The 22,461-nt window shown below is 40.8% G+C and carries 33 protein-coding genes and 1 pseudogene (1 of these 34 cut by a window edge); 3 read left to right on the top strand and 31 right to left on the bottom strand.

The annotated features are described in order from the left end of the window. Positions 1–708, top strand: partial view of a polysaccharide deacetylase family sporulation protein PdaB gene (gene pdaB / locus ACJ9PY_RS00920; RefSeq protein ID WP_034304945.1) — the 3' portion only. The gene continues 45 nt to the left of window position 1, outside the view; the window shows 708 of its 753 coding nt (coding positions 46–753); the start codon falls outside the window, past its left edge; the stop codon is at positions 706–708. Between the two features lie 93 nt (positions 709–801). Here the strand turns inward: pdaB and ACJ9PY_RS00915 are convergent, their stop codons facing one another. Further along, positions 802–1,482: a KinB-signaling pathway activation protein gene (locus ACJ9PY_RS00915; RefSeq protein ID WP_048677929.1), complete on the bottom strand. Its 681-nt coding sequence runs from the start codon at positions 1,480–1,482 to the stop codon at positions 802–804. A gap of 137 nt (positions 1,483–1,619) precedes the next feature. On the opposite strand from ACJ9PY_RS00915, the gene gerD reads away from it, so the two are divergent. Then, entirely contained in the window at positions 1,620–2,180 is a 561-nt protein-coding gene (gene gerD / locus ACJ9PY_RS00910; RefSeq protein ID WP_034304948.1) for a spore germination lipoprotein GerD, read from the top strand. Positions 2,181–2,225: 45 nt separating this feature from the next. Here the strand turns inward: gerD and ACJ9PY_RS00905 are convergent, their stop codons facing one another. The 5 genes from ACJ9PY_RS00905 to ACJ9PY_RS00885 form a co-directional block, all read right to left on the bottom strand. Next, positions 2,226–3,284, bottom strand: coding sequence for an Mrp/NBP35 family ATP-binding protein (locus ACJ9PY_RS00905; RefSeq protein ID WP_141994048.1), 1,059 nt, complete (start codon positions 3,282–3,284; stop codon positions 2,226–2,228). A 139-nt stretch (positions 3,285–3,423) separates the two neighbouring features. Then, positions 3,424–4,140 (bottom strand): N-acetylmuramoyl-L-alanine amidase CwlD, encoded by a 717-nt coding sequence (gene cwlD / locus ACJ9PY_RS00900; protein WP_034304950.1) that lies wholly within the window; start codon positions 4,138–4,140, stop codon positions 3,424–3,426. 82 nt (positions 4,141–4,222) lie between these two features. Continuing rightward, on the bottom strand, positions 4,223–4,648 hold the full coding sequence (locus ACJ9PY_RS00895) for a DUF2521 family protein (protein WP_034304952.1): 426 nt from the start codon (positions 4,646–4,648) through the stop codon (positions 4,223–4,225). A 549-nt stretch (positions 4,649–5,197) separates the two neighbouring features. Then, a complete protein-coding gene (locus ACJ9PY_RS00890; protein WP_369316749.1) occupies positions 5,198–5,728 on the bottom strand; it encodes an ECF transporter S component in 531 nt (176 codons plus the stop codon). Between the two features lie 295 nt (positions 5,729–6,023). Continuing rightward, the gene (locus ACJ9PY_RS00885; protein WP_411739340.1) at positions 6,024–6,572 is read right to left on the bottom strand and encodes a TetR/AcrR family transcriptional regulator; all 549 of its coding nucleotides are present in this window, start codon (positions 6,570–6,572) and stop codon (positions 6,024–6,026) included. Positions 6,573–6,741: 169 nt separating this feature from the next. On the opposite strand from ACJ9PY_RS00885, the gene ACJ9PY_RS00880 reads away from it, so the two are divergent. Then, complete coding sequence (locus ACJ9PY_RS00880) at positions 6,742–8,190, top strand: DHA2 family efflux MFS transporter permease subunit (RefSeq protein WP_411739339.1); 1,449 nt, start codon at positions 6,742–6,744, stop codon at positions 8,188–8,190. Positions 8,191–8,315: 125 nt separating this feature from the next. On the opposite strand, the gene rpsI is transcribed toward ACJ9PY_RS00880, so the two are convergent. From rpsI to rplN, 25 genes and pseudogenes are all read right to left on the bottom strand, one after another. Further along, positions 8,316–8,708, bottom strand: a complete 393-nt coding sequence (gene rpsI, locus ACJ9PY_RS00875; RefSeq protein ID WP_034304957.1) for a 30S ribosomal protein S9 — start codon at positions 8,706–8,708, stop codon at positions 8,316–8,318. A 20-nt stretch (positions 8,709–8,728) separates the two neighbouring features. After that, positions 8,729–9,166: a 50S ribosomal protein L13 gene (gene rplM / locus ACJ9PY_RS00870; protein ID WP_034304960.1), complete on the bottom strand. Its 438-nt coding sequence runs from the start codon at positions 9,164–9,166 to the stop codon at positions 8,729–8,731. 267 nt (positions 9,167–9,433) lie between these two features. Continuing rightward, positions 9,434–10,174: a tRNA pseudouridine(38-40) synthase TruA gene (truA, locus tag ACJ9PY_RS00865; RefSeq protein WP_034304963.1), complete on the bottom strand. Its 741-nt coding sequence runs from the start codon at positions 10,172–10,174 to the stop codon at positions 9,434–9,436. 14 nt (positions 10,175–10,188) lie between these two features. Beyond that, positions 10,189–10,986 carry an energy-coupling factor transporter transmembrane component T family protein gene (locus ACJ9PY_RS00860; RefSeq protein ID WP_048677921.1) on the bottom strand — a complete coding sequence of 266 codons (798 nt, stop codon included), beginning with the start codon at positions 10,984–10,986 and terminating at the stop codon, positions 10,189–10,191. After that, on the bottom strand, positions 10,986–11,852 hold the full coding sequence (locus ACJ9PY_RS00855) for an energy-coupling factor ABC transporter ATP-binding protein (protein WP_187050329.1): 867 nt from the start codon (positions 11,850–11,852) through the stop codon (positions 10,986–10,988). Before ACJ9PY_RS00855 ends, ACJ9PY_RS00860 begins: the two co-directional genes overlap by 1 nt. Then, positions 11,828–12,667 (bottom strand): energy-coupling factor ABC transporter ATP-binding protein, encoded by an 840-nt coding sequence (locus tag ACJ9PY_RS00850; RefSeq protein WP_034304970.1) that lies wholly within the window; start codon positions 12,665–12,667, stop codon positions 11,828–11,830. The genes ACJ9PY_RS00855 and ACJ9PY_RS00850 overlap by 25 nt, the downstream gene beginning before the upstream one ends. Before the next feature lie 365 nt (positions 12,668–13,032). Further along, the gene (gene rplQ, locus ACJ9PY_RS00845) at positions 13,033–13,395 is read right to left on the bottom strand and encodes a 50S ribosomal protein L17 (RefSeq protein ID WP_034304973.1); all 363 of its coding nucleotides are present in this window, start codon (positions 13,393–13,395) and stop codon (positions 13,033–13,035) included. Positions 13,396–13,478: 83 nt separating this feature from the next. Continuing rightward, on the bottom strand, positions 13,479–14,423 hold the full coding sequence (locus tag ACJ9PY_RS00840) for a DNA-directed RNA polymerase subunit alpha (RefSeq protein ID WP_034304976.1): 945 nt from the start codon (positions 14,421–14,423) through the stop codon (positions 13,479–13,481). A gap of 177 nt (positions 14,424–14,600) precedes the next feature. Next, positions 14,601–14,990: a 30S ribosomal protein S11 gene (gene rpsK, locus ACJ9PY_RS00835; protein WP_028390438.1), complete on the bottom strand. Its 390-nt coding sequence runs from the start codon at positions 14,988–14,990 to the stop codon at positions 14,601–14,603. A gap of 22 nt (positions 14,991–15,012) precedes the next feature. Continuing rightward, complete coding sequence (rpsM, locus tag ACJ9PY_RS00830; protein ID WP_034304978.1) at positions 15,013–15,378, bottom strand: 30S ribosomal protein S13; 366 nt, start codon at positions 15,376–15,378, stop codon at positions 15,013–15,015. A 22-nt stretch (positions 15,379–15,400) separates the two neighbouring features. After that, complete coding sequence (rpmJ, locus tag ACJ9PY_RS00825; protein ID WP_003156543.1) at positions 15,401–15,514, bottom strand: 50S ribosomal protein L36; 114 nt, start codon at positions 15,512–15,514, stop codon at positions 15,401–15,403. Positions 15,515–15,554: 40 nt separating this feature from the next. Next, a complete protein-coding gene (gene infA / locus ACJ9PY_RS00820) occupies positions 15,555–15,773 on the bottom strand; it encodes a translation initiation factor IF-1 (RefSeq protein WP_028390440.1) in 219 nt (72 codons plus the stop codon). Between the two features lie 42 nt (positions 15,774–15,815). After that, positions 15,816–16,267: pseudogene (locus ACJ9PY_RS00815) on the bottom strand (M24 family metallopeptidase); the annotation flags it as partial. A gap of 71 nt (positions 16,268–16,338) precedes the next feature. Further along, on the bottom strand, positions 16,339–16,992 hold the full coding sequence (locus ACJ9PY_RS00810) for an adenylate kinase (RefSeq protein WP_095394244.1): 654 nt from the start codon (positions 16,990–16,992) through the stop codon (positions 16,339–16,341). A gap of 58 nt (positions 16,993–17,050) precedes the next feature. Further along, positions 17,051–18,346 carry a preprotein translocase subunit SecY gene (gene secY, locus ACJ9PY_RS00805; protein ID WP_057276478.1) on the bottom strand — a complete coding sequence of 432 codons (1,296 nt, stop codon included), beginning with the start codon at positions 18,344–18,346 and terminating at the stop codon, positions 17,051–17,053. Then, the gene (rplO, locus tag ACJ9PY_RS00800) at positions 18,346–18,786 is read right to left on the bottom strand and encodes a 50S ribosomal protein L15 (protein WP_034304982.1); all 441 of its coding nucleotides are present in this window, start codon (positions 18,784–18,786) and stop codon (positions 18,346–18,348) included. The genes secY and rplO overlap by 1 nt, the downstream gene beginning before the upstream one ends. A gap of 33 nt (positions 18,787–18,819) precedes the next feature. Beyond that, positions 18,820–19,002, bottom strand: coding sequence for a 50S ribosomal protein L30 (gene rpmD, locus ACJ9PY_RS00795; RefSeq protein ID WP_034304984.1), 183 nt, complete (start codon positions 19,000–19,002; stop codon positions 18,820–18,822). A gap of 16 nt (positions 19,003–19,018) precedes the next feature. After that, positions 19,019–19,519 (bottom strand): 30S ribosomal protein S5, encoded by a 501-nt coding sequence (gene rpsE, locus ACJ9PY_RS00790; protein ID WP_034304987.1) that lies wholly within the window; start codon positions 19,517–19,519, stop codon positions 19,019–19,021. A gap of 22 nt (positions 19,520–19,541) precedes the next feature. Further along, on the bottom strand, positions 19,542–19,904 hold the full coding sequence (gene rplR / locus ACJ9PY_RS00785; protein WP_034304989.1) for a 50S ribosomal protein L18: 363 nt from the start codon (positions 19,902–19,904) through the stop codon (positions 19,542–19,544). Positions 19,905–19,936: 32 nt separating this feature from the next. After that, the gene (gene rplF, locus ACJ9PY_RS00780) at positions 19,937–20,473 is read right to left on the bottom strand and encodes a 50S ribosomal protein L6 (protein WP_048677892.1); all 537 of its coding nucleotides are present in this window, start codon (positions 20,471–20,473) and stop codon (positions 19,937–19,939) included. A gap of 30 nt (positions 20,474–20,503) precedes the next feature. Continuing rightward, positions 20,504–20,902, bottom strand: a complete 399-nt coding sequence (rpsH, locus tag ACJ9PY_RS00775; RefSeq protein ID WP_034304995.1) for a 30S ribosomal protein S8 — start codon at positions 20,900–20,902, stop codon at positions 20,504–20,506. A gap of 30 nt (positions 20,903–20,932) precedes the next feature. Continuing rightward, positions 20,933–21,118 carry a type Z 30S ribosomal protein S14 gene (locus ACJ9PY_RS00770; protein WP_034304998.1) on the bottom strand — a complete coding sequence of 62 codons (186 nt, stop codon included), beginning with the start codon at positions 21,116–21,118 and terminating at the stop codon, positions 20,933–20,935. Between the two features lie 25 nt (positions 21,119–21,143). Beyond that, positions 21,144–21,683 carry a 50S ribosomal protein L5 gene (gene rplE / locus ACJ9PY_RS00765; protein ID WP_048677889.1) on the bottom strand — a complete coding sequence of 180 codons (540 nt, stop codon included), beginning with the start codon at positions 21,681–21,683 and terminating at the stop codon, positions 21,144–21,146. A gap of 29 nt (positions 21,684–21,712) precedes the next feature. Continuing rightward, a complete protein-coding gene (gene rplX / locus ACJ9PY_RS00760) occupies positions 21,713–22,024 on the bottom strand; it encodes a 50S ribosomal protein L24 (protein WP_057276477.1) in 312 nt (103 codons plus the stop codon). Positions 22,025–22,067: 43 nt separating this feature from the next. After that, positions 22,068–22,436: a 50S ribosomal protein L14 gene (gene rplN / locus ACJ9PY_RS00755; RefSeq protein ID WP_034305005.1), complete on the bottom strand. Its 369-nt coding sequence runs from the start codon at positions 22,434–22,436 to the stop codon at positions 22,068–22,070. Between the last annotated feature and the right edge of the window lie 25 nt (positions 22,437–22,461).

The raw sequence follows: 22,461 nt of genomic DNA, 5'->3' as shown, positions 1-22,461 counted from the left end.
TCGTTAATTTTGCTTACCGCACTTTTTACCGCTTGGTTTCTTTTTGTACAAAACATTCTTCATGCCCCCGTTTTTTCAACGGAAGATGGGCCGAAAGCGGTTTATAAAGGGGAAAAGAATGTTGCGATCACGTTCAATATTGGCTGGGGTGATGAGAAAGCCGCTCCGATAATAGAGACATTAAAAAGAGAAAAGATTAAATCGGCCACCTTTTTCCTTTCGGGATCCTGGGCAGAACGCCACCCTGACATAGTAGCTGAAATTGTGAAAGAAGGATATGAAATCGGCATGCTTGGTTACGATTATAAGGATTATACCGAAATGGAAGATCAAGAAATCATCCGGGATATTTCTAAAGCCCAGGAAGCATTTAAAAAACTTAATGTAAAGAATATAGAACTTTTGCGCGCTCCCACCGGCCACTTTGATAAACGACTCTTGAAGATCAGTGAGAAATTCGGATATACCGTTGTCCATTGGAGCATCGATTCGAAGGATTGGACCAATCCAGGTGTGGATCGGATCATACAGAACATCACCAAGGCCCAAAAAGGTGATATCATTTTATTACATGCTTCAGACTCAGCAAAACAAACGAATAAAGCATTACCGGAGTTATTAAGTGAACTTCGATCAAAAAATTTAAACTTCGTTAACGTTTCAGAGATGATTTCCAATTCCTCGGCAAGCAGTGAGGAAGTCCGCTAACTTAAAAAACTGCGTACTAATGGTCTCCCTGAACCTTTAGTACGCAGTTTTTCTGTTTTGACTTCTTTATGTAAGGTCCGGCCAAAATATTGGTTAGCTGCCTTTACCTAATTGACCGGCTTTCATCTTTCCCTTTGCTGGAGTTTGCTTACGCTCTCTTCTATCGGCCAATTCCTTTTGTGAAATTTCAATCAATTTGCCAAGGACCAATAATTGATAAGCATTGCAGACTAGCAATGGAAACAGCATGAAGTAAAGCCAGCCTTCATCATTGGTTTTCAGGACAGGTACCCACTCCAATACCGTGACCACGACCATGAAAAACAAGGCCGGTATGAAGGACTGTTTATTCGTTTGTTTCATTTTGAAATAAGCTGTAATAAGCCCTGCGGCCAATACAACCAATGCTAACACGATATACGAACTGATTCCCTCGCCTGAACCAAAGCTAAGATATCGCAGGTAAACAAGATCGAATACAACAAAAAGAATGAGTACAAGTTGAACGGCATTCCATAAGGAAGCGCTTTTAAATATCCCCAGACCAAAACGATGTATTGTTAAATAGGCAAAAAAGCCGGCTTGGCTTATGACACTGAAAATTAATCCAACACCGAATAACCAAATAAAAGTTGATAGGATGGCACTGACTTCAAAAGAAGAAAAATAAGGCTTAAACTCACTCCATCGAGCCAAGAACCCTACAACTCCGCCAGTTACGCCACCTATAAGCAATGTTGTTAAAAACAATTTAACTAAATTACGGCTGTTCATTGTTTTCCTCCATACATTTCTATTTCATATCCTTAATTGTACCAACCAAATTTGGAAAAATCCACTTATTCCACCAAGGAATAATATCGCCGATTGGAACCATATTAACAGTAAGAAGGATGAAAGGGGCCCTGCGTATGAGAGTGGGAGTTGCTTTGCTTTTCACGTCATTCTTACTCGTTTGTTCCGGTTGTGCTCAAAATGGGGCAGGCGGAGAAAAAATGGAGTACGAAGAGACAAAGAAAATGGTCGTCGATATCTTGAAGACAGATGATGGAAAAAAGGCCATCCAGGATATCATTACTGATGATAAAACGAAAGCTGAACTCATTATGGATTCGGATGCCATTAAGAAATCCATTGAAGATATGGTCACTTCAGATAAAGGGAAGGAATTTTGGAAAAAGACATTCAATGATCCTGAATTTGCTTCCGCTTATGCTAAAGCATTAGAAGACGAACATAAAAAGGTATTGAAGGACTTAACTGCTGATCCTCAGTATCGTGGAATGCTCATGGAAATAATGAAAGAACCGGATATGGAAAAAGAAATGAATAAATTATTAAAAACCAAGGAAATGCGATCGGTCTATAAAGAGCTGATCATCGAGACAATGGAAAGTCCTCTCGTCCAAGCGAAAATGCAAGAGAAATTGGATAAAGCAGCCACAAAGGCGGCCGAGAAGGAGAAAAAGTAAAAAGAATGAAAAAAGGCTGATTCCCAATCGGAATCAGCCTTCTTTTTATTGCAGTTTTTCAATGACCTTTTTAGCAATATCTTCGTAAATCCTGCCAAGCCTATGATCCGCTGCGTAAATGGATGGAGCAAAGTCCTCTTCGTTCCAATCTGGCTGTTGCAGGGGAAGTTGACCTAAAACTTCTGTACGAAGCTCTTCTGCAAGCTTCTTTCCGCCGCCTTTTCCGAATACATATTCCTTTTCACCGGTCGTTTTACTTTCGAAAAATGACATATTCTCTATGACACCAATGACTTCGTGTTCTGTCTTGATGGCCATGGCACCAGCTCTTGCAGCAACGAAGGCTGCAGTCGGATGCGGTGTCGTAACAATGATTTCTTTACATGAAGGGAGCATCGTATGCACGTCCAATGCAACATCGCCTGTACCCGGCGGTAAGTCAAGGACCAAATAGTCCAAATCTCCCCATTCCACTTCATTAAAGAAACTGTTAAGCATTTTACCCAGCATCGGCCCTCTCCAGATGATCGGCGCGTTATCCTCTACAAAAAAGCCCATTGAGATAACTTGAACGCCAAACCGTTCTACAGGAATGATTTTTTCCCCGCGAACAACCGGTCGTTTTGTTATCCCCATCATATCAGGTACGCTGAATCCGTAAATATCGGCATCAACCAGTCCAACCTTTTTGCCTAGACGAGCAAGTGAAGTGGCAAAATTCACTGAGATCGTAGATTTTCCCACTCCGCCTTTACCACTGGCGATCGCGATGAATTGAGTCTTACTGTTAGGTCCAAGCAAACCTTGGTCCGCCTCATCCTGGGGAATGCTTTCACGATGCTTGGCTAATTCCTCTTCTGAAAGTTCCGTGAAACGGATGCCTACCGATTCTGCTCCGTTCGTTTTCAGCAAGTCCACAACTTCGGATTGCATTTGCATTTGCTCGGCAGTCCCCGTTTTCGCAATCGCAAGTTTAACGCTTACATGATTCTTTTCAGGTTTTATTTTGATTTCTATAATTCCATTTGTCTCTTCAAGGTTTTTATGTAGAAAAGGGTCTTTAAGATCCTTTAATAAATTCAGTACTTTCTCTTCTGTTAACAAGTCGAGCACCCCTTTGAATTTTATTTTCCCATTTTTCAGTATAACATATTACCGAAAGAAAACTTATTATCTGCCTTGTATGCTGGGCCAGATTATTTCCCCATGATAAAAAGGCCTTGTACCTTACAAGACCCCGACATCACTCGTCATCCGATAGTTTTTCTTCCGTGAAGTACCGTAAAATCCCCATATAAATCGAACTGGCAATCTTTTCCTGGTATTTATCACTGATAAGGCGTTCCCTTTCCTCAGAATTGGAAAGAAAGCCAATTTCCACAAGCGCTCCTGGTTTCTTAGCATAATTCATCAAATACACATGATTGATCGTTCTTGCATCACGCTTTGTATTTTCCAGGTTTCTGATGATTTCAGTCTGAATGAATTTAGCCACCTGTTCATTTTCCTCAAACCTGCTTGTATAAAAGGTTTGGGCACCTTTCGATGACGCCGATGGAAAAGAGTTCAGATGAATGCTTAAGAATAAGTCCGCTTCCGAATCATTGATCATTTTAACCCGATTCCGTAAGTCCTCCTGTTTTCGCTGGCGGATCCCCTTTGTATTACCCTGTGCCAGATCCTCATCCTTCTCACGGGTCATGATGACAAGTGCACCTTGTTCCTGCAAATAGTCCCTGACCTTTAATGAAACGGAAAGGGCAATTTCCTTTTCCATTATCTCTTGTACATTTGCCCCGCCGTCCATTCCCCCGTGACCTGCATCAAGAATGATGACCTTCCCTGCCAACGGAAGGTTCCAGGAGTCCCAAGAATCATCTTCTACGAATTTAAAAGTCACAATTAAAAAAAGGACAAACAATCCCATTGCGATTCCTGTATATTTCAGCTTTCTGCGCATGACCGTTCCCCTTCCATGATCTCTATACTAAAAAGTATGGGACAAACCATGGAATTAGAACAAGGAATGGGATTTTGCCTTCTTAATGCAGTTTCATTTTATATCGTTTCTCTCCAGTCTTAAAACCGTCCAGCCACCAATCCCCTACAAATCCTTCACAACAATAAAACAATCCTTCATCGAAAGCATTATTCGCTGTAACTTCCCGCCAATACAAAATAAAGTTAAAAAGAGTATCGACCAAAAACTTCTCTTCCTTCCAGCACCTGGACCTTACATCATCTTCCGACTCCCCATAATAGCCAAATTTACTATAGTTCGCTCCTAATAAATAAGCTTCGATGGCAACATCGAAGTAGCCTTCCTCCAAAACATCCATCAAATCCTGTCCAAAGTAACGCTGAATCCTCCCCTTCATATCCTCGATAGAAAGTTCCCTGAGCAACCTGCGTTCGAACTTCAATTGCCTTTCCCTTTGCATCTCCTGTAAACCTAATATCACAGCCATAATTCACCTCCGGGGCAATTCCCCATTTCCCAAAATTATTTCCCAAGACATAATTTAGTTTTAGCGTTCTATTTTGAACCATTCATTTATTCCATTGGCAAAAAATAATGAGGATAGGTTCAACAGGTAATTGAAATGCCTTCATATGCTATCTTCCATAAGAAGCTTAAAAGGACAGCCCAAACATTTCGGATGATATTTACTCGCAGAAAAAATTGATACTATCACCCGTAACCCGTTAATTTAGGATGCTACCCGAGGCGGACCTTGCGACTTGGGCAGCTCACTGCGCATGCCTTACATTGATCACACCTGATTATTCATGTCGTGTTCTTCCTTAAATTCAAGCAAGCTTTGTGATCTATCGATAAAAAGGACATCCGTGGTAAACGGATGTCCTTTTCTAACATGATATTACATTTTATAATAGCGAATTTATTTAAATACATACCTACTTAGCAGGATGAACTGCCAGAGGTTCATAAAGCACAGTATATCCAGTCGCCGGTACTACACAAAGTTTGAATGGCTTCCTATATTCATTTCACTTTATATCTGTCCAGCCCTCTTCTTTAATCGGCCAGCTAGAGGCACGACGATTATTCCGGCTATTACGACCTGCATTACGTTTCCGGGGATGGAGCCGAATGGCTGGATCCAGTTACCGTAAAGGATAACTTCAGTAAAATAATAGCCCACGATTTTTATGATCAATGCAACGGAAACGGCCAAAGTGTATACAAGTTCTCTTTTGCCCGGTACCTTTTCAGATATAAGGCCGGCTAGAAAGCCCATTGCTCCGACGATGACGAATGTAAACGGTGCCCATGCTGCCCAACCAGAGAATAAATCGAAGAAGGCCATACCGAAGGCGCCTGCTATCGCCCCTGTTTTTTTGCCATATACCAAGGCTGCTATAAAAAGGGGAACGTTGCCCAAATGGACCAGGCCGCCGTTACCCATTATTGGGAGTTTGATGTTGATGAACATTGTCGCTACAAGGGTTAACGCAATGAATAGTGCATTGATGACCAAGGCTTTTGTTTTAGTTATTTCAATCGGTGAGTATGTTGAATTCATATGAAGTCCTCTTTCTTTTTTTAAGTATTATCATACTCCTAAACAGAGACTTAATAAATATCGATTTTACAAATAATTCTGTATTCCACAAATAAACTCATGTGTAAACAAACGGGACTTACCATCCCCAACATCCGAAGCACCCTCCCCACGGCGTTAAATCGCTTTGTGGCTGGAGGCTGGGAAGGATTTATATCATGACGCAGAAGGGTTCATGGAGCGTGATGTGGGTCATATTATAACCGGTCATTAAAAGGACTTAATGAAATTCAAATTCATTCTAACGGATTAAGAATCATTGCACTCTGTACATTAAATAAATTTGATTGGCAATATAATCCGAACTAAAATGAAGCCCCTTTCTTAACCACCATATTATAATGCCTACCAATGAGGCCGTTTTAATGTCAATATCAACATAATCAGCAGGTAAATCCTTCTTGGTATTCTTCCTTCTTATTTCTACTAATTGTTTTAATAATGAAAACAATTGTTCTTCAAACTGATTCGTTTTAAATAAAATAAGTAAATAATTTCGATGGATATATAAATAATCAAGCAATTGTGTAAGCTGTTGTTTTTCCGATAAGTCTTTTGCATGTATTAAAGCAAAAATTTTCTCAGATAGCTCATTCAGAATCTCATCGGTGATTTGCGTTAATAAATCATGAATATCCTGATAATGCAGGTAAAAAGTTGTCCGATTCAGCCCTGCTTTGGCTGCGATTTCCCGGACCGTTAAATTCGAAATAATGGGGTCCTCGCATAAGAGAGCAATGACAGCGTCTTTAAACATTTCCCTTGAGCGAATTGTACGAGGATCTTCTTTTTTAGGTATGGACATTTTAATCTCCTTTATAGATTTTCTTTAACTTTCTCAACAGCATATATTTCTATGTCGATTAGTGAACATTTTCAAGAAAACTGTTCATGGTAAGTAACATATATTTTTGTTACCATCGATTTTATCGACACGGTGTTGAGAATGCAAGTCAAAAATGAAGGGGTTTACGATGGACATTACTGAAAGAAATAAAAAAGTTTTATTAATTGTACTGATTTCCGGCTGTTTTTTATCAACATTAAATCAGACTTTATTAAATGTTGCATTGAGTGGATTAATGGAAGTATTTGATGTAACGCCTGCAACTGTACAATGGTTATCTACAGGGTTTATGCTAGTGAACGGTGTTTTAGTGCCAATCACTGCCTTTTTAATGCAACGGTTTACAACAAGGCAGCTTTTTATTAGCTCGATGTTCTTTTTGTTCATCGGTTCTGTACTTTGCGCATGTGCGGGGAATTTTGGCGTGCTGTTAACGGGCAGAATGATTCAAGCAATCGGTGCCGGGATTATTATACCTCTAATGATGACGGTTATTTTATATTTATATCCTAGCGAAAAGCGCGGAAGCATCATGGGGACAATCGGCTTTGCGATAATTTTTGCCCCGGCCATAGCCCCGACCTTATCTGGTTTTATCATGGAATATGTTTCATGGAGATGGCTATTCATTGGGTTAATCCCATTCTTACTAATCGTCATCGTTCTAGCGTTCAAATATTTAGTGAATGTTGCAGAGACAACAAAAGCAAAATTGGATATCACAAGTGTCATTTTATCAACGATTGGTTTCGGCTGTATATTATTTGGATTTAGTAGCGCAGGAAGCAAGGGATGGGATGATCCGGTTGTCATCACTGCAATAATCGTCGGAATGATCGTGTCGACTCTATTCTGTTTACGTCAAATGAAATCGAGCGATCCACTATTAAATTTAACTGTATTCAAGTATAAAGTTTTCACGCTTACATCCTTCATCAATGCACTAATTACGATGATCATGTATGCGGATTTAATCCTTTTACCAATCTACTTGCAAAATGGACGAGGTTTTACAGCATTTGAAGCAGGTTTACTGCTATTACCCGGAGCTGTGATTAATGCCTTCTTATCCCCTGTCACAGGTAAAATGTTTGATAAATACGGTGCTAAACCTCTCTTTATTACAGGTTTGGTATTCATCATTGTTGCGATGTGGGGAGTCATAGATATAAGCGAATCAACGACGTATATCTATATCATGATTCGTACCATAATATTACGAATTGGTTTGAGCTTCATTACCATGCCATTAAATACAGCAGGCTTGAATGCTTTACCAAGAGAATTGGGTTCCCATGGTTCAGCTGTAAATAATACCATTCGCCAATTGTCAGGTGCCATCGGAACAGCAGTTATCATCACAGTATATACAATGCAGGCAACATCACATGCCACTGAGCTATCAATGGAAAATGAAAACATTACAGCTATACGACTAGAGGCATTAGCTTCCATCCTTGGCTCAAGTGATGCCTATGTTTTCATGCTAGCCTTATCTTTTGTGGCATTAATAATTACATGCTTCATGCCGAAAAAAGCCAGAATCAAAAAAAGTGAAGGTGAATCTCAAAACTAAGATTGTTAACTGAAATATTTAAAATAAAGCATATCCGGGAGATCACGGATATGCTTTATTAATATTTCGGTCAAAAAAAGACCCCCAACCAATATGGTTGAGAGCCTTTCGAAACGGTAATAGAATTAACGCTTTGAGAACTGAGGTGCACGACGTGCGCCTTTAAGACCGTATTTTTTACGTTCTTTCATACGTGGGTCACGAGTTAGTAAACCAGCAGTTTTAAGAGATGGACGGTATTCTGGATCAACTTGTAGCAATGCACGAGCGATACCGTGACGGATTGCTCCAGCTTGACCAGTATATCCACCACCGCTAACGTTTACTAGAACGTCGTAATTTCCAGTAGTTTCTGTTGCAACTAGTGGTTGGTTAACAACTTCACGTAATGCTGCAAAAGGAATATATTCATTGATGTCACGACCGTTAATAACGATGCGACCTTCGCCTGGTACTAAACGTACACGAGCTACTGAGCTCTTACGGCGACCAGTACCATAATATTGAACTTGTGCCAAGATAGTAACCTCCTTAGTAATTATCCGCGTAATTCGTATACTTCCGGTTGTTGAGCAGCGTGTGGGTGCTCAGCTCCAGCGTATACGTGTAATTTTTTGTAGATTTGACGACCAAGAGAATTCTTTGGAAGCATACCTTTGATAGCAAGTTCAAGCATTCTCTCAGGGTAGTTTGTACGCATTTCAAGAGCAGTTCTAGTTTTAAGACCGCCTGGATGCATAGTGTGACGGTAATAAATTTTGTCAGTCAATTTTTTACCAGTCAAATGGATTTTTTCAACATTGATAAGAATTACATGATCACCAGTGTCAATGTTCGGTGTAAAAGTTGGTTTATGTTTACCACGTAAGATGGATGCTACTTCAGTAGAAAGGCGACCCAAAGTTTTGCCTTCAGCGTCAATCACATACCATTTACGTTCTACTTCATTAGCTTTCGCCATAAATGTCGTACGCATGGTTAACCTCCTAAAAAACTTTTTAATTTTTTATATTTATTTTCAATCACAATAAACTTCCGGGGCTTATCGTGGGATTAAAATACATACCATATTATATTAACTTCTCCCAGATTCATTGTCAAGGGAATGTTACACTAGGATAAGTTGTCTATAAAACACTCTCTGCAACTCCAGGAAAAGCTCAGTATCGCATCAAACCGCTCCATTACTGATTTCAGCCCATTACCCATTTGTAAAAAAACTGGTATCACTTTGAAAATATTTTTATTTGTAAAATACTTTCCATAAATACAAGCCTTGGGCAGGGGCTGTTTTCCCTGCAAAGCTGCGGTCCTTCTTGTCCAAAATCCCGCTCATATCATGGGGTGACATCTTGCCGCTGCCGACATCCAGGAGCGTCCCAACCAAAATACGCACCATATTATATAAAAAGCCTTCGCCAACGAAGCGGAAAACCAGGAAATCATCGCTCTCTTCAAAATCCATTTCTTTTATGGTTCGAACTTTATCGACCACTTCCGTTTTTGCCGAACAAAAACTTGTAAAGTCATGTGTCCCTATCAAATAGGAGATTGCTTCCCTCATCGCCTCCACATTTAAAGGGTATGGATAATGATAGGCGTAATTCCGCTTAAACGGATCCCGCAGTTTCGAACGGGCTACGATATAACGGTACTCTTTCCCAGTAGTATGGAACCTCGCATGAAAATCGTCAGGCACGATATCGACCTCCAGAGCGATGATATCGGTCGGAAGAAGCGCGCTGAACGCCTTTATCCAATTTTCAGTAGGGAATGTAAGGGGAGACTCAAAGTGAAGTACCTGCCCCTTTGCATGGACCCCTGAGTCTGTCCTGCCTGAAGCAGTCACTTTTATAATTGTGCCTTTATGCATTTGGGCCAAGACTGCCTCGAATTCACTTTGTATGGTGCGTTTCTCAGGCTGCACCTGATAGCCAGCAAAATCCGTGCCGTCATAGGCGATCACACATTTATATTTTGGCATAGTTCTCTTCCTTATTATGAACGTAATAAAAATAACATGACCGTTAGAACACCTATTGAGACCATCAAAAGACTATCACTCGTCTTCCAGTTCAGTTGGCGATATTTCGTGCGGCCTTCCCCGCCACGGTATCCTCTTGATTCCATGGCAGTTGCCAATTCCTCGGCCCGTTTGAACGAACTTACAAATAAAGGAACCAGCAGAGGTACAATCGATTTAACCCTGTCCTTTATCGGGCCAGATGAAAAGTCAACGCCCCTTGCAGTTTGGGCCTTCATGATTTTTTCCGTTTCCTCCATTAGCGTCGGGATGAATCGAAGGGCAATGGACATCATCAATGCCAGTTCATGTACAGGCATCTTCCACTTTTTCAAAGGTCCCAACAGCTCTTCCATCCCGTCTGTAATGGATATCGGGGATGTCGTCAAAGTTAAAAGTGACGTAACAAGGATTAGTAAAGTAAATCTAATGGATATGAAAAAACCTTGAATCAAACCGCCTTCATAGATTTCAAACCAACCGTATTCAAAAAGCAATTCCCCTTCCTTCGTAAACAATATATGGAGAAGGAATGTAAATACGATCAAGAAAAAGATTGGCTTCAACCCATTATAAAGATAGCGAAGCGGTATTTTGGAAAGACTGATCAAAAGGATGGTGAATACAGCAAGCAAACCGTAAGAAACGACATTATTCGCCAAAAAGACGACACAAACAAACAGGAACACGAGGAGCAGTTTAGCCCTTGGGTCCATCTTGTGCATCAATGAATTTGCAGGGACATAACGCCCGATAATCATTTTATCCAGCATCAGCGGTTCCCCCGTTTCATGGCTTTATCTATTTCTATCGCTAAATCACCGATATTAAGACATGGATGATCAAATCGAACACCAAGTTCCTTCTGGAGCTTTAGCTGAAAGCGGACCGTATCAGGAACATCCAGGCCTAGCTCCATTAATTGTTCCGGCTCTGAGAAAATTTCCTGGGGGGTTCCTTTTTTGAACACCGTACCCTTATGCATGATGATGATGTCATCCGCGTACTTGGCTGCATCCTCCATGCTATGGGTCACCAGAATCGTTGAAATGCCCCTTGCTTTATGCAGATCATAAAACATATCCATGATTTCTTTGCGTCCTCGCGGATCCAGTCCCGCTGTGGGCTCATCAAGCACCAATACTTCCGGCTCCATGGCAAGTACCCCAGCGATGGCCACCCGTCGCATCTGCCCGCCGGATAAGTCGAATGGAGACTTTTCAAGAACTTCCTCATTCAATCCGACTTGCGCGATGGCTTTCCTGGCCAGTTTCTTTGCATCGATTTCAGAAACGCCAAAATTCATAGGACCGAAACATATATCCTTTTCAACCGTTTCATCAAATAACTGATGTTCCGGAAACTGAAAAACAATTCCGACCTTTTGTCTTATGGGCCGCAAAGCCTTTTCTTTTCTTCCTGCTTCAATCGTCCGATCCCCAATGAAAATCCGACCCTTCGTCGGTTTTAAAAGAGCATTCAAATGCTGCAGTAGCGTGGATTTCCCGGACCCTGTATGCCCGATGATTGCGGTATAGGTTCCCGGCTCCATTGAAATATTGACATCATGAAGGGCTAGATGTTCAAAAGGAGTATTCACCTGATAGCGGTATTCTACATCATCGAGTGTAATTCGCATAAATCCTTCACCAACTCTTCCTCTGTCAAATGCCCATCAACTACACGAACACCATTTTTTTGTAACTCCTTGGTTAGTTTCACTGAAAAGGGAATATCCAGACCAAGAGCAATCAATTCTTCCTCTAACTCAAAAATATCCTGAGGCGAACCTTCACGATATAACCGACCTTGGTTCATGACTATCATTCGATCAGCTTTCGCAGCTTCCTCAAGATCATGGGTGATTGATATGACAGTGATCTCGTTTTCCTGTTTTAATTCCCTAACTGTTTCAAGCACTTCTTCACGGCCTCTTGGGTCAAGCATGGAGGTTGCTTCATCTAAGATGATTATGTCTGGCTGCAAGGCTATTACACCTGCAATGGCCACTCTTTGCTTTTGACCGCCGGATAGATGGTGCGGCTCTTGATTAAGAAAGGCATTCATCTTAACCTTATTTAACGCACCATGAACACGCTCCACCATAACCTGCTGAGAAACACCGGCGTTTTCTAAACCAAAAGCCACATCATCCTGAACTGTAGTGCCTACAAATTGATTATCTGGGTTTTGAAAAACCATGCCAATTTTCTGGCGTACATCCCAAACGGATTCTTCTGTCAAAAGTTGATCATTAATCGTAATGGTACCTGAGTTAGCGAACTGAAGGCCATTCAATAACTTCGCTAATGTCGACTTGCCAGAACCATTATGTCCGACAATCGCTAGCCACTCCCCTTGATGAATATCAAAAGAAACATCATCCAAGGCGTTTCGAGACTGACCCTCATATTTAAAAACAATATTATTTAAAGAAACCAGCTTCTTCACCATGTGGCCCTCCTCATCCTCGACTGCACTCGCCTAAACTAAGCTCTGCTCACTCAATATAAATATAGTAGTTTTTCCTTCTGAAAATATAAAAAAACGCTGCACCCCTTCCACCGAAAGAATTTTCGGTAAATTAAGAGCAGCTAACAGCGGACCTGTTACGAAAAACAGGATATCTTATAATCGCTTATCAAAAGCGGGAAGGGATGCTTGAGCTAGACGTGAAGGCTCCCCGTATGTACAGGTTCCGCCAGCCATCGTAACACTCAATGCGAATTTCTAAAGTACAGAATTTCTATTAAAAAAAAGAAAAAGGGCATAGAACAAGTGAGTATATTCATTTGTCCCGCCCTTTTTCATCGTTGTTATTAAACTAATTCAATAACCACGACTGGTGCACCGTCACCGCGGCGTGGACCAACTTTCATGATACGAGTGTATCCACCTTGACGTTCTTCATAACGTGGAGCCACGTCACTGAATAGTTTTTGAAGGGCATCTGTGCCATTCTCAGCGTCAGCGATTTCGTTACGGATGAAAGATGCAGCTTGACGGCGTGCATGCAAGTCACCACGTTTACCAAGAGTGATCATTTTATCTACTACAGAACGTAATTCTTTTGCACGTGCTTCAGTAGTTTCAATGCGCTCATGGATAATAAGATCCGTAGCTAAATCACGAAGTAATGCTTTACGTTGTGCGCTAGTGCGTCCTAACTTTCTGTAACCCATTAGAGATTCCCTCCTTTGTTGAAGTTCTATATTGTGTGTCAATAACAAGGCTCACAACATAATGGATTGATTCCGCCATGTTATCAGTCGTCTTTACGAAGACCTAAGCCTAATTCTTCTAGTTTCGCTTTCACTTCTTCAAGTGATTTACGACCTAGATTACGTACTTTCATCATATCTTCTTCCGTTTTATGAGCTAGCTCTTGAACGGTATTGATTCCAGCACGTTTCAAGCAGTTGTAAGAACGAACAGAAAGGTCTAATTCTTCGATCGTCATCTCAAGAACTTTTTCTTTTTGATCTTCTTCTTTTTCAACCATGATTTCAGCATTTTGAGCTTCATCGGTTAAACCAACAAAGATATTTAAATGCTCTGTTAAAATCTTAGCTCCAAGTGCTACCGCTTCTTGCGGACCAGTACTGCCATCAGTCCAAACATCAAACGTTAACTTGTCAAAGTTAGACAACTGTCCAACACGTGTATTTTCAACTTGGAAAGATACGCGTGAAACCGGAGTGTAAAGAGCATCGATTGGAATTACACCAATTGGCTGGTCTTCTCTCTTGTTTTGAACAGCAGGAGTGTAGCCGCGGCCGCGACGTGCAGATAAACGCATACGCATATGACCGTTTTTACCAATTGTAGCAATATATAAATCCGGATTAAGAATTTCTACATCACTATCATGAGTGATATCAGCAGCCGTGATGACTCCGTCACCCTGAACGTCAATTTCCAGCGTCTTCTCTTCATCAGAGTAAATCTTAAGAGCTAGTTTTTTCACATTAAGAATGATAGATGTTACATCTTCCACGACGCCTTCAATTGTTGAGAACTCATGTAGCACTCCATCAATTTGTATAGCTGTGACAGCAGCACCTGGGAGTGAGGATAAAAGAATACGACGTAAGGAGTTACCCAATGTAGTACCATACCCACGCTCTAGTGGCTCTACGACGAATTTACCGTACTTGGTATCGTCGTTGATTTCAACCGTTTCGATTTTTGGTTTTTCTATTTCGATCATCAATAAACCCTCCTTCAAAACGTCAAAACCCCGGCAAGTAAACGAAGTCACTTAAACCGAAATTCCCCATGTATACGTTCCCGCTGTGCGCAACAACTGAAAATTAATCCTCTGTAAGAACGCAAACTCAGTATTATATCCCATTATTGACAGGAATACAAAATCTATACAGAAAAATTAAACACGGCGACGTTTTGGTGGACGGCATCCGTTATGTGGAACTGGAGTTACATCTTTAATTGCAGTTACTTCTAGGCCAGCAGCTTGAAGTGCACGAATGGCAGCCTCACGTCCAGCACCAGGTCCTTTAACTGTAACTTCAAGAGTTTTCATACCATGTTCAATTGATGTTTTAGCAGCTGTTTCAGCAGCCATTTGTGCAGCAAATGGAGTGGATTTACGAGATCCACGGAATCCTAGAGCTCCAGCACTTGACCAAGAAATAGCATTACCATGAGAGTCAGTGATCGTAACGATAGTGTTATTGAATGTTGAACGAATATGTGCAATACCAGTTTCTATATTCTTTTTCACACGACGTTTACGTGTATTAGTTTTACGTGCCATGAAAAGTAACCTCCTTTACTAATTATTTTTTCTTGTTAGCTACAGTACGACGAGGTCCTTTACGCGTACGAGCATTGTTTTTTGTATTTTGACCGCGAACAGGAAGACCACGACGGTGACGTAAACCACGGTAAGAACCGATTTCCATTAAACGTTTGATGTTTAGGGAGATTTCACGACGAAGGTCGCCTTCTACTTTAAGCTTGTCAATGATATCACGAATTTTGTTCAATTCGTCTTCCGTTAAGTCACGAACGCGAGTTTCTTCAGAAACGCCTGCTTCTGCAAGAATCTTGATCGCTGTTTGTTTTCCAATACCATATATATATGTTAATGAGATAACAATACGTTTGTCACGGGGAATATCTACTCCAGCAATACGTGCCATGCTTGAGTGCACCTCCTTCTATTTAGCCTTGTTTTTGTTTATGTTTAGGGTTTTCGCAAATAACCATTACTTTACCTTTTCTGCGGATAACTTTACACTTTTCGCAGATTGGTTTGACTGATGGTCTGACTTTCATTGCTATCTAACCTCCTTATACAGATCGGAGCGTAACCGGATTATTTGAACCGGTATGTGATTCTGCCGCGAGTTAGATCATACGGGGAAAGCTCAACCGTAACTTTATCTCCAGGCAAAATGCGAATAAAGTGCATACGAATTTTACCGGATACATGAGCTAAAACAGTATGACCATTTTCTAATTCTACCTTAAACATTGCATTTGGCAAAGTCTCTTGTACTGTGCCTTCTACTTCAATTACATCATCTTTCGCCATTAAAGTGATTCTCCCTTCTCTATGCGTGAACCTATTAAAGGTGCACATCTTTCCGTCAACATTACTACAGTCCAATTATCCTCATAAGTCTTACAATTCTGCATCAAGTATTCACCATTTTGTAGAACCAGGCTTTAACTGAGGACCTTTATCAGTTGGACCGAAATGAGGATTTTATGGGTCCTCATGTAAGTCTTGACCGATTCCGTGACCGACATACTCTCGAAATAGAGAAGCAATTAGTCTCGACATAGGTTTGAATAGCATGGGAGATGTTTGAAAGGCGCACGCCTGACATAGCTTCTTTCAACCCTCTATATCACGACTCTTTAGGAATCCCAATAGAGTCACTGCATTTCTTCATCAATTTTGCCGACCGGATATGTCCATGAAGATCACTTAAAAAGTAATCGCCCAATTCAGGGAATACCAAGTACAAGAACCTGATTAATAAATGTGCGAATGCTCTCGCGAAATCCATTATACCCTTTGTATTATAGGAATGCACCAAGTTTAACTAGTAAGTTATAAAAATGGTATGAATTTCATAAATCAATACATATGATTAATTTTGTAAAGCACCAAGCAACACATCGATATCTTCAAATACCTTATTAATATCTTGCTGTCCGTTAATGTTGACCAAGTAACCTTTGTCTCCGTAGAAATCAAGAAGTGGCTTGGTTTGTTTCAAATTCACATCTAAGCGATTTTGAACCGTTTCAGCATTATCGTCGGCACGTTGATATAATTCTCCGCCGCAGCGGTCGCATGCATCATCTTTAGCAGGAGGATTGAATACAAGATGGTATGTCGCACCACATGATTTGCAAATACGACGTCCTGTCAATCTTTCCATTAAGATGCTTTTATCAACATCGATATTAATGACAAAATTCATATTGCGATCTAAATCAGTTAGAATGCTTTCAAGTGCCTCTGCCTGTGCCACAGTACGTGGAAATCCATCAAGCAAAAATCCTCTTAGGCAGTCTTCCTTGCTTAAACGCTCACGTACGATGCCAATGGTAACTTCATCAGGTACCAATTCGCCTTTGTCCATGAATGATTTCGCCTTTAGACCTAGGTCTGTTCCATCTTTGATAGCTGTTCGGAACATATCTCCAGTAGAGATATGAGGGATATTATATTTTTCTACGATTTGTTCAGCTTGAGTGCCTTTACCAGCACCCGGCAGACCCATTAACACTAGATTCAATTTTCTTCCCCCTCAAACTCTATAATGGGTAAAGGGAACAAGCCGTTCCCAAAACTCATTACTTTATAAAGCCTTTATAGTGTCTCTTCACAAGTTGTGATTCCAGCTGCTTCATCGTATCAAGGGCAACCCCGACTACGATCAGCAAACTGGTACCACCAATCTGTGCAGATTGAGGTAGATCAGCAAGCTTAATGAAAAATACCGGTAAAACGGCAATGATGGCCAAGAATATCGAGCCTACAAACGTCAAACGGTATAAAACACGTGTTAAATATTCTTGTGTACTCTTACCTGGACGAATCCCCGGCACATAGCCACCTTGCTTTTTCAAATTCTCAGCCATTTGTTCAGGATTAACCTGAATGAAAGCATAAAAATACGCAAAAGCAATGATAAGAGCAACATATATGATCATACCAATTGGTTTGGTGTAATCAAGATTTGTTGATATCCAGCTAGTCACGCTGTTCTTTCCAAAGAAAGAAGCGATTGTAGTGGGAGTAATAATAAATGCCATTGCAAAGATTACCGGAATAACCCCCGCAGCATTTACTTTCAATGGTAAATGAGTAGACTGGCCACCCATTTGCGTACGACCTACCGCAGCACGTTTCGCATACTGAATAGGAATTTTACGTAATGCCTGCTGAATGAAGATAACAGCAACCACGATTGCTAATACTGCTAAAACTATGAGGATAATCGTTATGATTCGTAAGAATAATTGATCACCGGCATTTTCAAATTGCTGTGCGTAAATCTGATTTGCCGTATTTGGCAAACTAGCTACGATACCAGCAAAGATAATGATGGAAATCCCATTACCCACACCCTTAGCAGTGATCAGCTCCCCTAACCACAAAAGAAAAGCTGTTCCTGCCGTTAAGACAGTCGCAATAAGCAAGTATGTTGCAATTCCAGGATTTTCAATCAACTGTCCACCTGACATATTATTGAACCCATAGGACATTCCAACTGCTTGGATAAATCCTAGGATAATAGTGAAGTAACGAGTGAATTGCGCTAATTTACGGCGCCCTGCTTCCCCTTGTTTAGACCATTCAGTGAACTTAGGAACAACATCCATCTGTAGCAGCTGAACGATGATGGATGCCGTGATGTACGGCATGATACCCATCGCTAAAATGGAAAAGTTTTGCAGTGCCCCGCCGCCAAAGGTATTTAAAAGCCCGATGACGCTAAGCTGGTCCTGTTCAGCGAGAAAATCGGCATTCACATGCGGTACAGGTATAAATGTACCGATGCGATAGACGATTAACATTAGAAGGGTAAAAATAATCTTATTCCTTATTTCACCCACGCGCATAAAATTGGAGATCGTGCGAAACATTAGATCACCTCTGTATTACCGCCAGCAGCTTCGATAGCTTCTTTAGCAGTAGACGAGAATTTGTGAGCTTTAACAGTAAGCTTTTTCTCAATGCTTCCTTTGGCAAGAATCTTGATTCCTGCTTTTTCTTTACTTACAACGCCAGTCTCAAGTAGAAGAGCTGGTGTTACTTCAGTACCGTCTTCGAAAAGATTTAACGTATCAAGGTTCACGATAGCATAGTCTTTACGGTTGATGTTGGTAAATCCACGTTTAGGTAAACGTCTGAATAGAGGAGTTTGACCCCCTTCAAATCCAAGACGCACACCGCCGCCGGAGCGAGCGTTTTGTCCTTTGTGTCCTTTACCTGCTGTTTTACCGTTACCAGATCCAATACCGCGACCTTTACGTTTACGTTCTTTACGAGAACCTTCTGCAGCTTTTAACTCATGAAGTTTCATGTTGGCACCTCCTTGTTAAGTTAAAAATTTATTTTATTGTTCTTTTACAGTAACAAGATGAGCAACTTTGGTAATCATACCGCGAATCGCAGGGTTATCTTCTTGAACAACCGTTTGATGCATTTTGCGTAAACCCAAAGTGTTAACTGTAACACGTTGATCTTCAGGACGACCAATCAAGCTGCGAGTGAGGGTGATTTCTAATTTATTAGCCATAATTCGATTTCCCTCCTTATCCTAACAGTTCTTGTACTGATTTTCCACGTAACTTAGCTACGTCTTCAGCACGTTTCAATTGCTTCAATCCTTCAATTGTTGCGCGAACCATATTAATAGGTGTATTAGTACCTAGTGATTTAGACAAGATATCGCTAACTCCGCCTAATTCAAGTACCGCACGAACAGGACCACCAGCAATTACTCCTGTACCTTCAGAAGCTGGTTTCAATAGAATGTGACCTGCGCCATAGCGACCGTTCACAAGGTGAGGAATAGTAGTACCAACCATTGGTACAGTAATTAGATTTTTCTTAGCATCCTCAATAGCTTTACGGATAGCATCCGGAACTTCTTGAGCTTTACCAGTACCAAATCCAACATGACCATTTTTATCACCAACAACAACTAGTGCAGTGAAACGGAAACGACGTCCGCCTTTAACAACTTTAGCTACACGATTTACTGTAACTACGCGTTCTTCAAGTTCTAATTTATTAGGATCAATGCTACGCATCTGTTATGTCCCTCCTTATCCATTAAAATTCTAAGCCGTTTTCACGAGCAGCGTCAGCCAATGCTTTAACACGACCATGGAAGAGGTAACCACCGCGGTCAAAAACCACAGCTTTGAAACCTTTTTCAACAGCACGTTTCGCAATAAGTTCGCCAACTTTTTGAGCTGCTTCAGCATTGCTACCTGCTTCGATACCGATCTCTTTATCAAGAGTTGAAGCACTTGCCAATGTTACGCCTTTTGCATCGTCAATTAATTGTGCGTAAATGTGTTTGTTTGAACGAAACACATTTAAACGAGGACGAGCTTCTGTTCCAGAAAGCTTAGCACGTACACGCGCATGTCTTTTCTGACGAGTAGCATTTTTATCAAGCTTCGTAATCATTTACGTCACTCCTTTCGTTTACTTATGCGGCATTACTTACCTGTTTTACCTTCTTTACGACGAACGAATTCGCCTTCGTAACGGATACCTTTACCTTTATACGGTTCAGGCGGGCGAACATCACGGATATTAGCTGCTAGAGCTCCTACACGTTCTTTGCTTGCACCTTTTACGATTACTTTTGTATTAGAAGGAACTTCGACTTCAACGCCAGCTTCTGGCTCTATTTCTACAGGGTGGGAATATCCTACGTTAAGGATAAGCTTGTTACCTTGCTTTTGTGCACGGTACCCAACCCCAATAAGTTCAAGTGATTTTACGAAACCTGTTGATACACCTTCAATCATGTTAGAGATAAGCGCGCGAGTAGTACCGTGTAAAGAACGGTGAGTCTTCTCGTCAGACGGGCGTGTTACAGTTAACACGTTCTCTTCAACAACGATTGAAAGGTCAGGACTGAATGATCTAGATAATTCACCTTTAGGTCCTTTAACAGTTACTTCACTTCCAGTAACAGTAACTGTTACGCCTGCAGGGATTTCAATAGGTTTTTTACCTATACGAGACATAATGTGCACCTCCATTCTTGTGAAAATGTATTACCAAACGTATGCTAAAACTTCTCCGCCAACTTGTTTAGAGCGAGCTTCTTTGTCTGTTAAAACTCCGTGAGAAGTAGAAACAATTGCGATACCTAAACCGTTAAGAACGCGTGGTACCTCTCCAGTTTTTGCATATACACGCAAACCAGGTTTGCTGATACGTTTTAGACCAGTGATAACACGTTCGTTGTTTGCACCGTATTTTAAGAAGATACGGATGATACCTTGTTTGTTGTCTTCGATTAATTCAAAGTCACGTACGAAGCCTTCACTTTTTAAGATCTCAGCAATTTCCTTTTTGATCTTTGAAGCAGGAACTTCCAGTTTTTCGTGACGAACCATATTCGCATTACGGATGCGAGTAAGCATATCTGCAATAGGATCTGTCATGACCATTATATTTTACCTCCTTCCCAAACTCGGGTTTTACCAGCTAGCTTTTTTAACGCCAGGAATTTGTCCTTTATATGCAAGTTCGCGGAAACAAATACGACAAAGTTTAAATTTACGTAATACAGAATGTGGACGTCCGCAACGTTCGCAACGTGTATATTCTTGTACTTTAAACTTTTGTTCGCGTTTTTGCTTTACGATCATAGACTTTTTAGCCACGATTTCGCCTCCCTTTATTTAGAGATTACTTTTGGAACGGCATTCCAACTTGAGTAAGTAGTTCACGAGCTTCTTCGTCAGTGTTGGCAGTCGTTACGATAACGATGTCCATACCACGAACTTTGCTCACTTTATCGTAATCAATCTCAGGGAAGATAAGTTGTTCTTTAACGCCTAATGTATAGTTCCCACGTCCGTCAAAGGATTTCTTTGAAACGCCGCGGAAATCACGTACACGCGGTAAAGATACAGATACTAGCTTATCAAGGAATTGATACATACGCTCACCACGTAATGTAACTTTCGCTCCGATAGGCATACCTTCACGCAAACGGAAGCCTGCGATTGATTTTTTTGCTTTTGTTATAACTGGTTTTTGACCAGTGATCAATGTAAGTTCTTCAACAGCTGTATCTAAAGCTTTCGAGTTAGAAACTGCATCACCCACACCCATGTTAATAACGATTTTCTCAATGTTTGGTACTTGCATTACTGATTGATAGTTGAATTTACCCATCAATGACGGTGTAATTTCACTTTTGAATTTTTCTTTAAGGCGGCTCATTGCTTAGTGTACCTCCCTTCATTTATGACTTATTTATCTAAAGTTTCACCTGATATTTTAGCTACGCGTACTTTTTTACCATTTTCGATCTTATATCCAACACGAGTCGGTTTACCTGATTTAGGATCAAGTGGCATTACATTGGATACGTGAATAGCAGCTTCTTTACTGATAATTCCACCTTGTGGATTAAGTTGAGATGGCTTTGAATGCTTTTTCACGATGTTAATTCCTTCAACAAGTACACGATTTTGTTTCGGATATGCAGAAAGAATTGTTCCTTGTTTGCCTTTGTCCTTACCAGAGATGACTACGACTTTGTCACCTTTTTTAACATGCATTAGCTTGGCACCTCCTTGAAAGGCTTTATACAAATTTTACATATTATAGAACTTCTGGAGCAAGAGAAACGATCTTCATGAAACTATTGTCACGTAATTCACGAGCAACAGGTCCAAAAATACGTGTTCCACGTGGGCTCTTATCGTCACGGATAATTACACATGCGTTTTCATCGAAACGAATGTAAGAACCGTCAGGACGACGCATACCACGTTTTGTACGGACAACAACAGCCTTAACGACTTCACCTTTTTTAACAACGCCTCCTGGTGTTGCCTGTTTAACTGTACAAACGATGATATCACCGATGTTTGCAGTCTTACGGCCTGAACCACCTAGGACTTTAATTGTTAGCACTTCACGAGCACCTGAATTGTCAGCGACTTTTAAACGAGATTCTTGTTGAATCATGTACGGTACCTCCCTTCGGAATTAG

This window comes from Peribacillus sp. S4 (assembly GCF_046715815.1).
In the GTDB taxonomy this organism is placed as follows: Bacteria; Bacillota; Bacilli; order Bacillales; family DSM-1321; genus Peribacillus; species Peribacillus frigoritolerans.
Note: the sequence above shows the minus strand (reverse complement) of the source record. Positions and strands in the feature narration are given on the sequence as shown.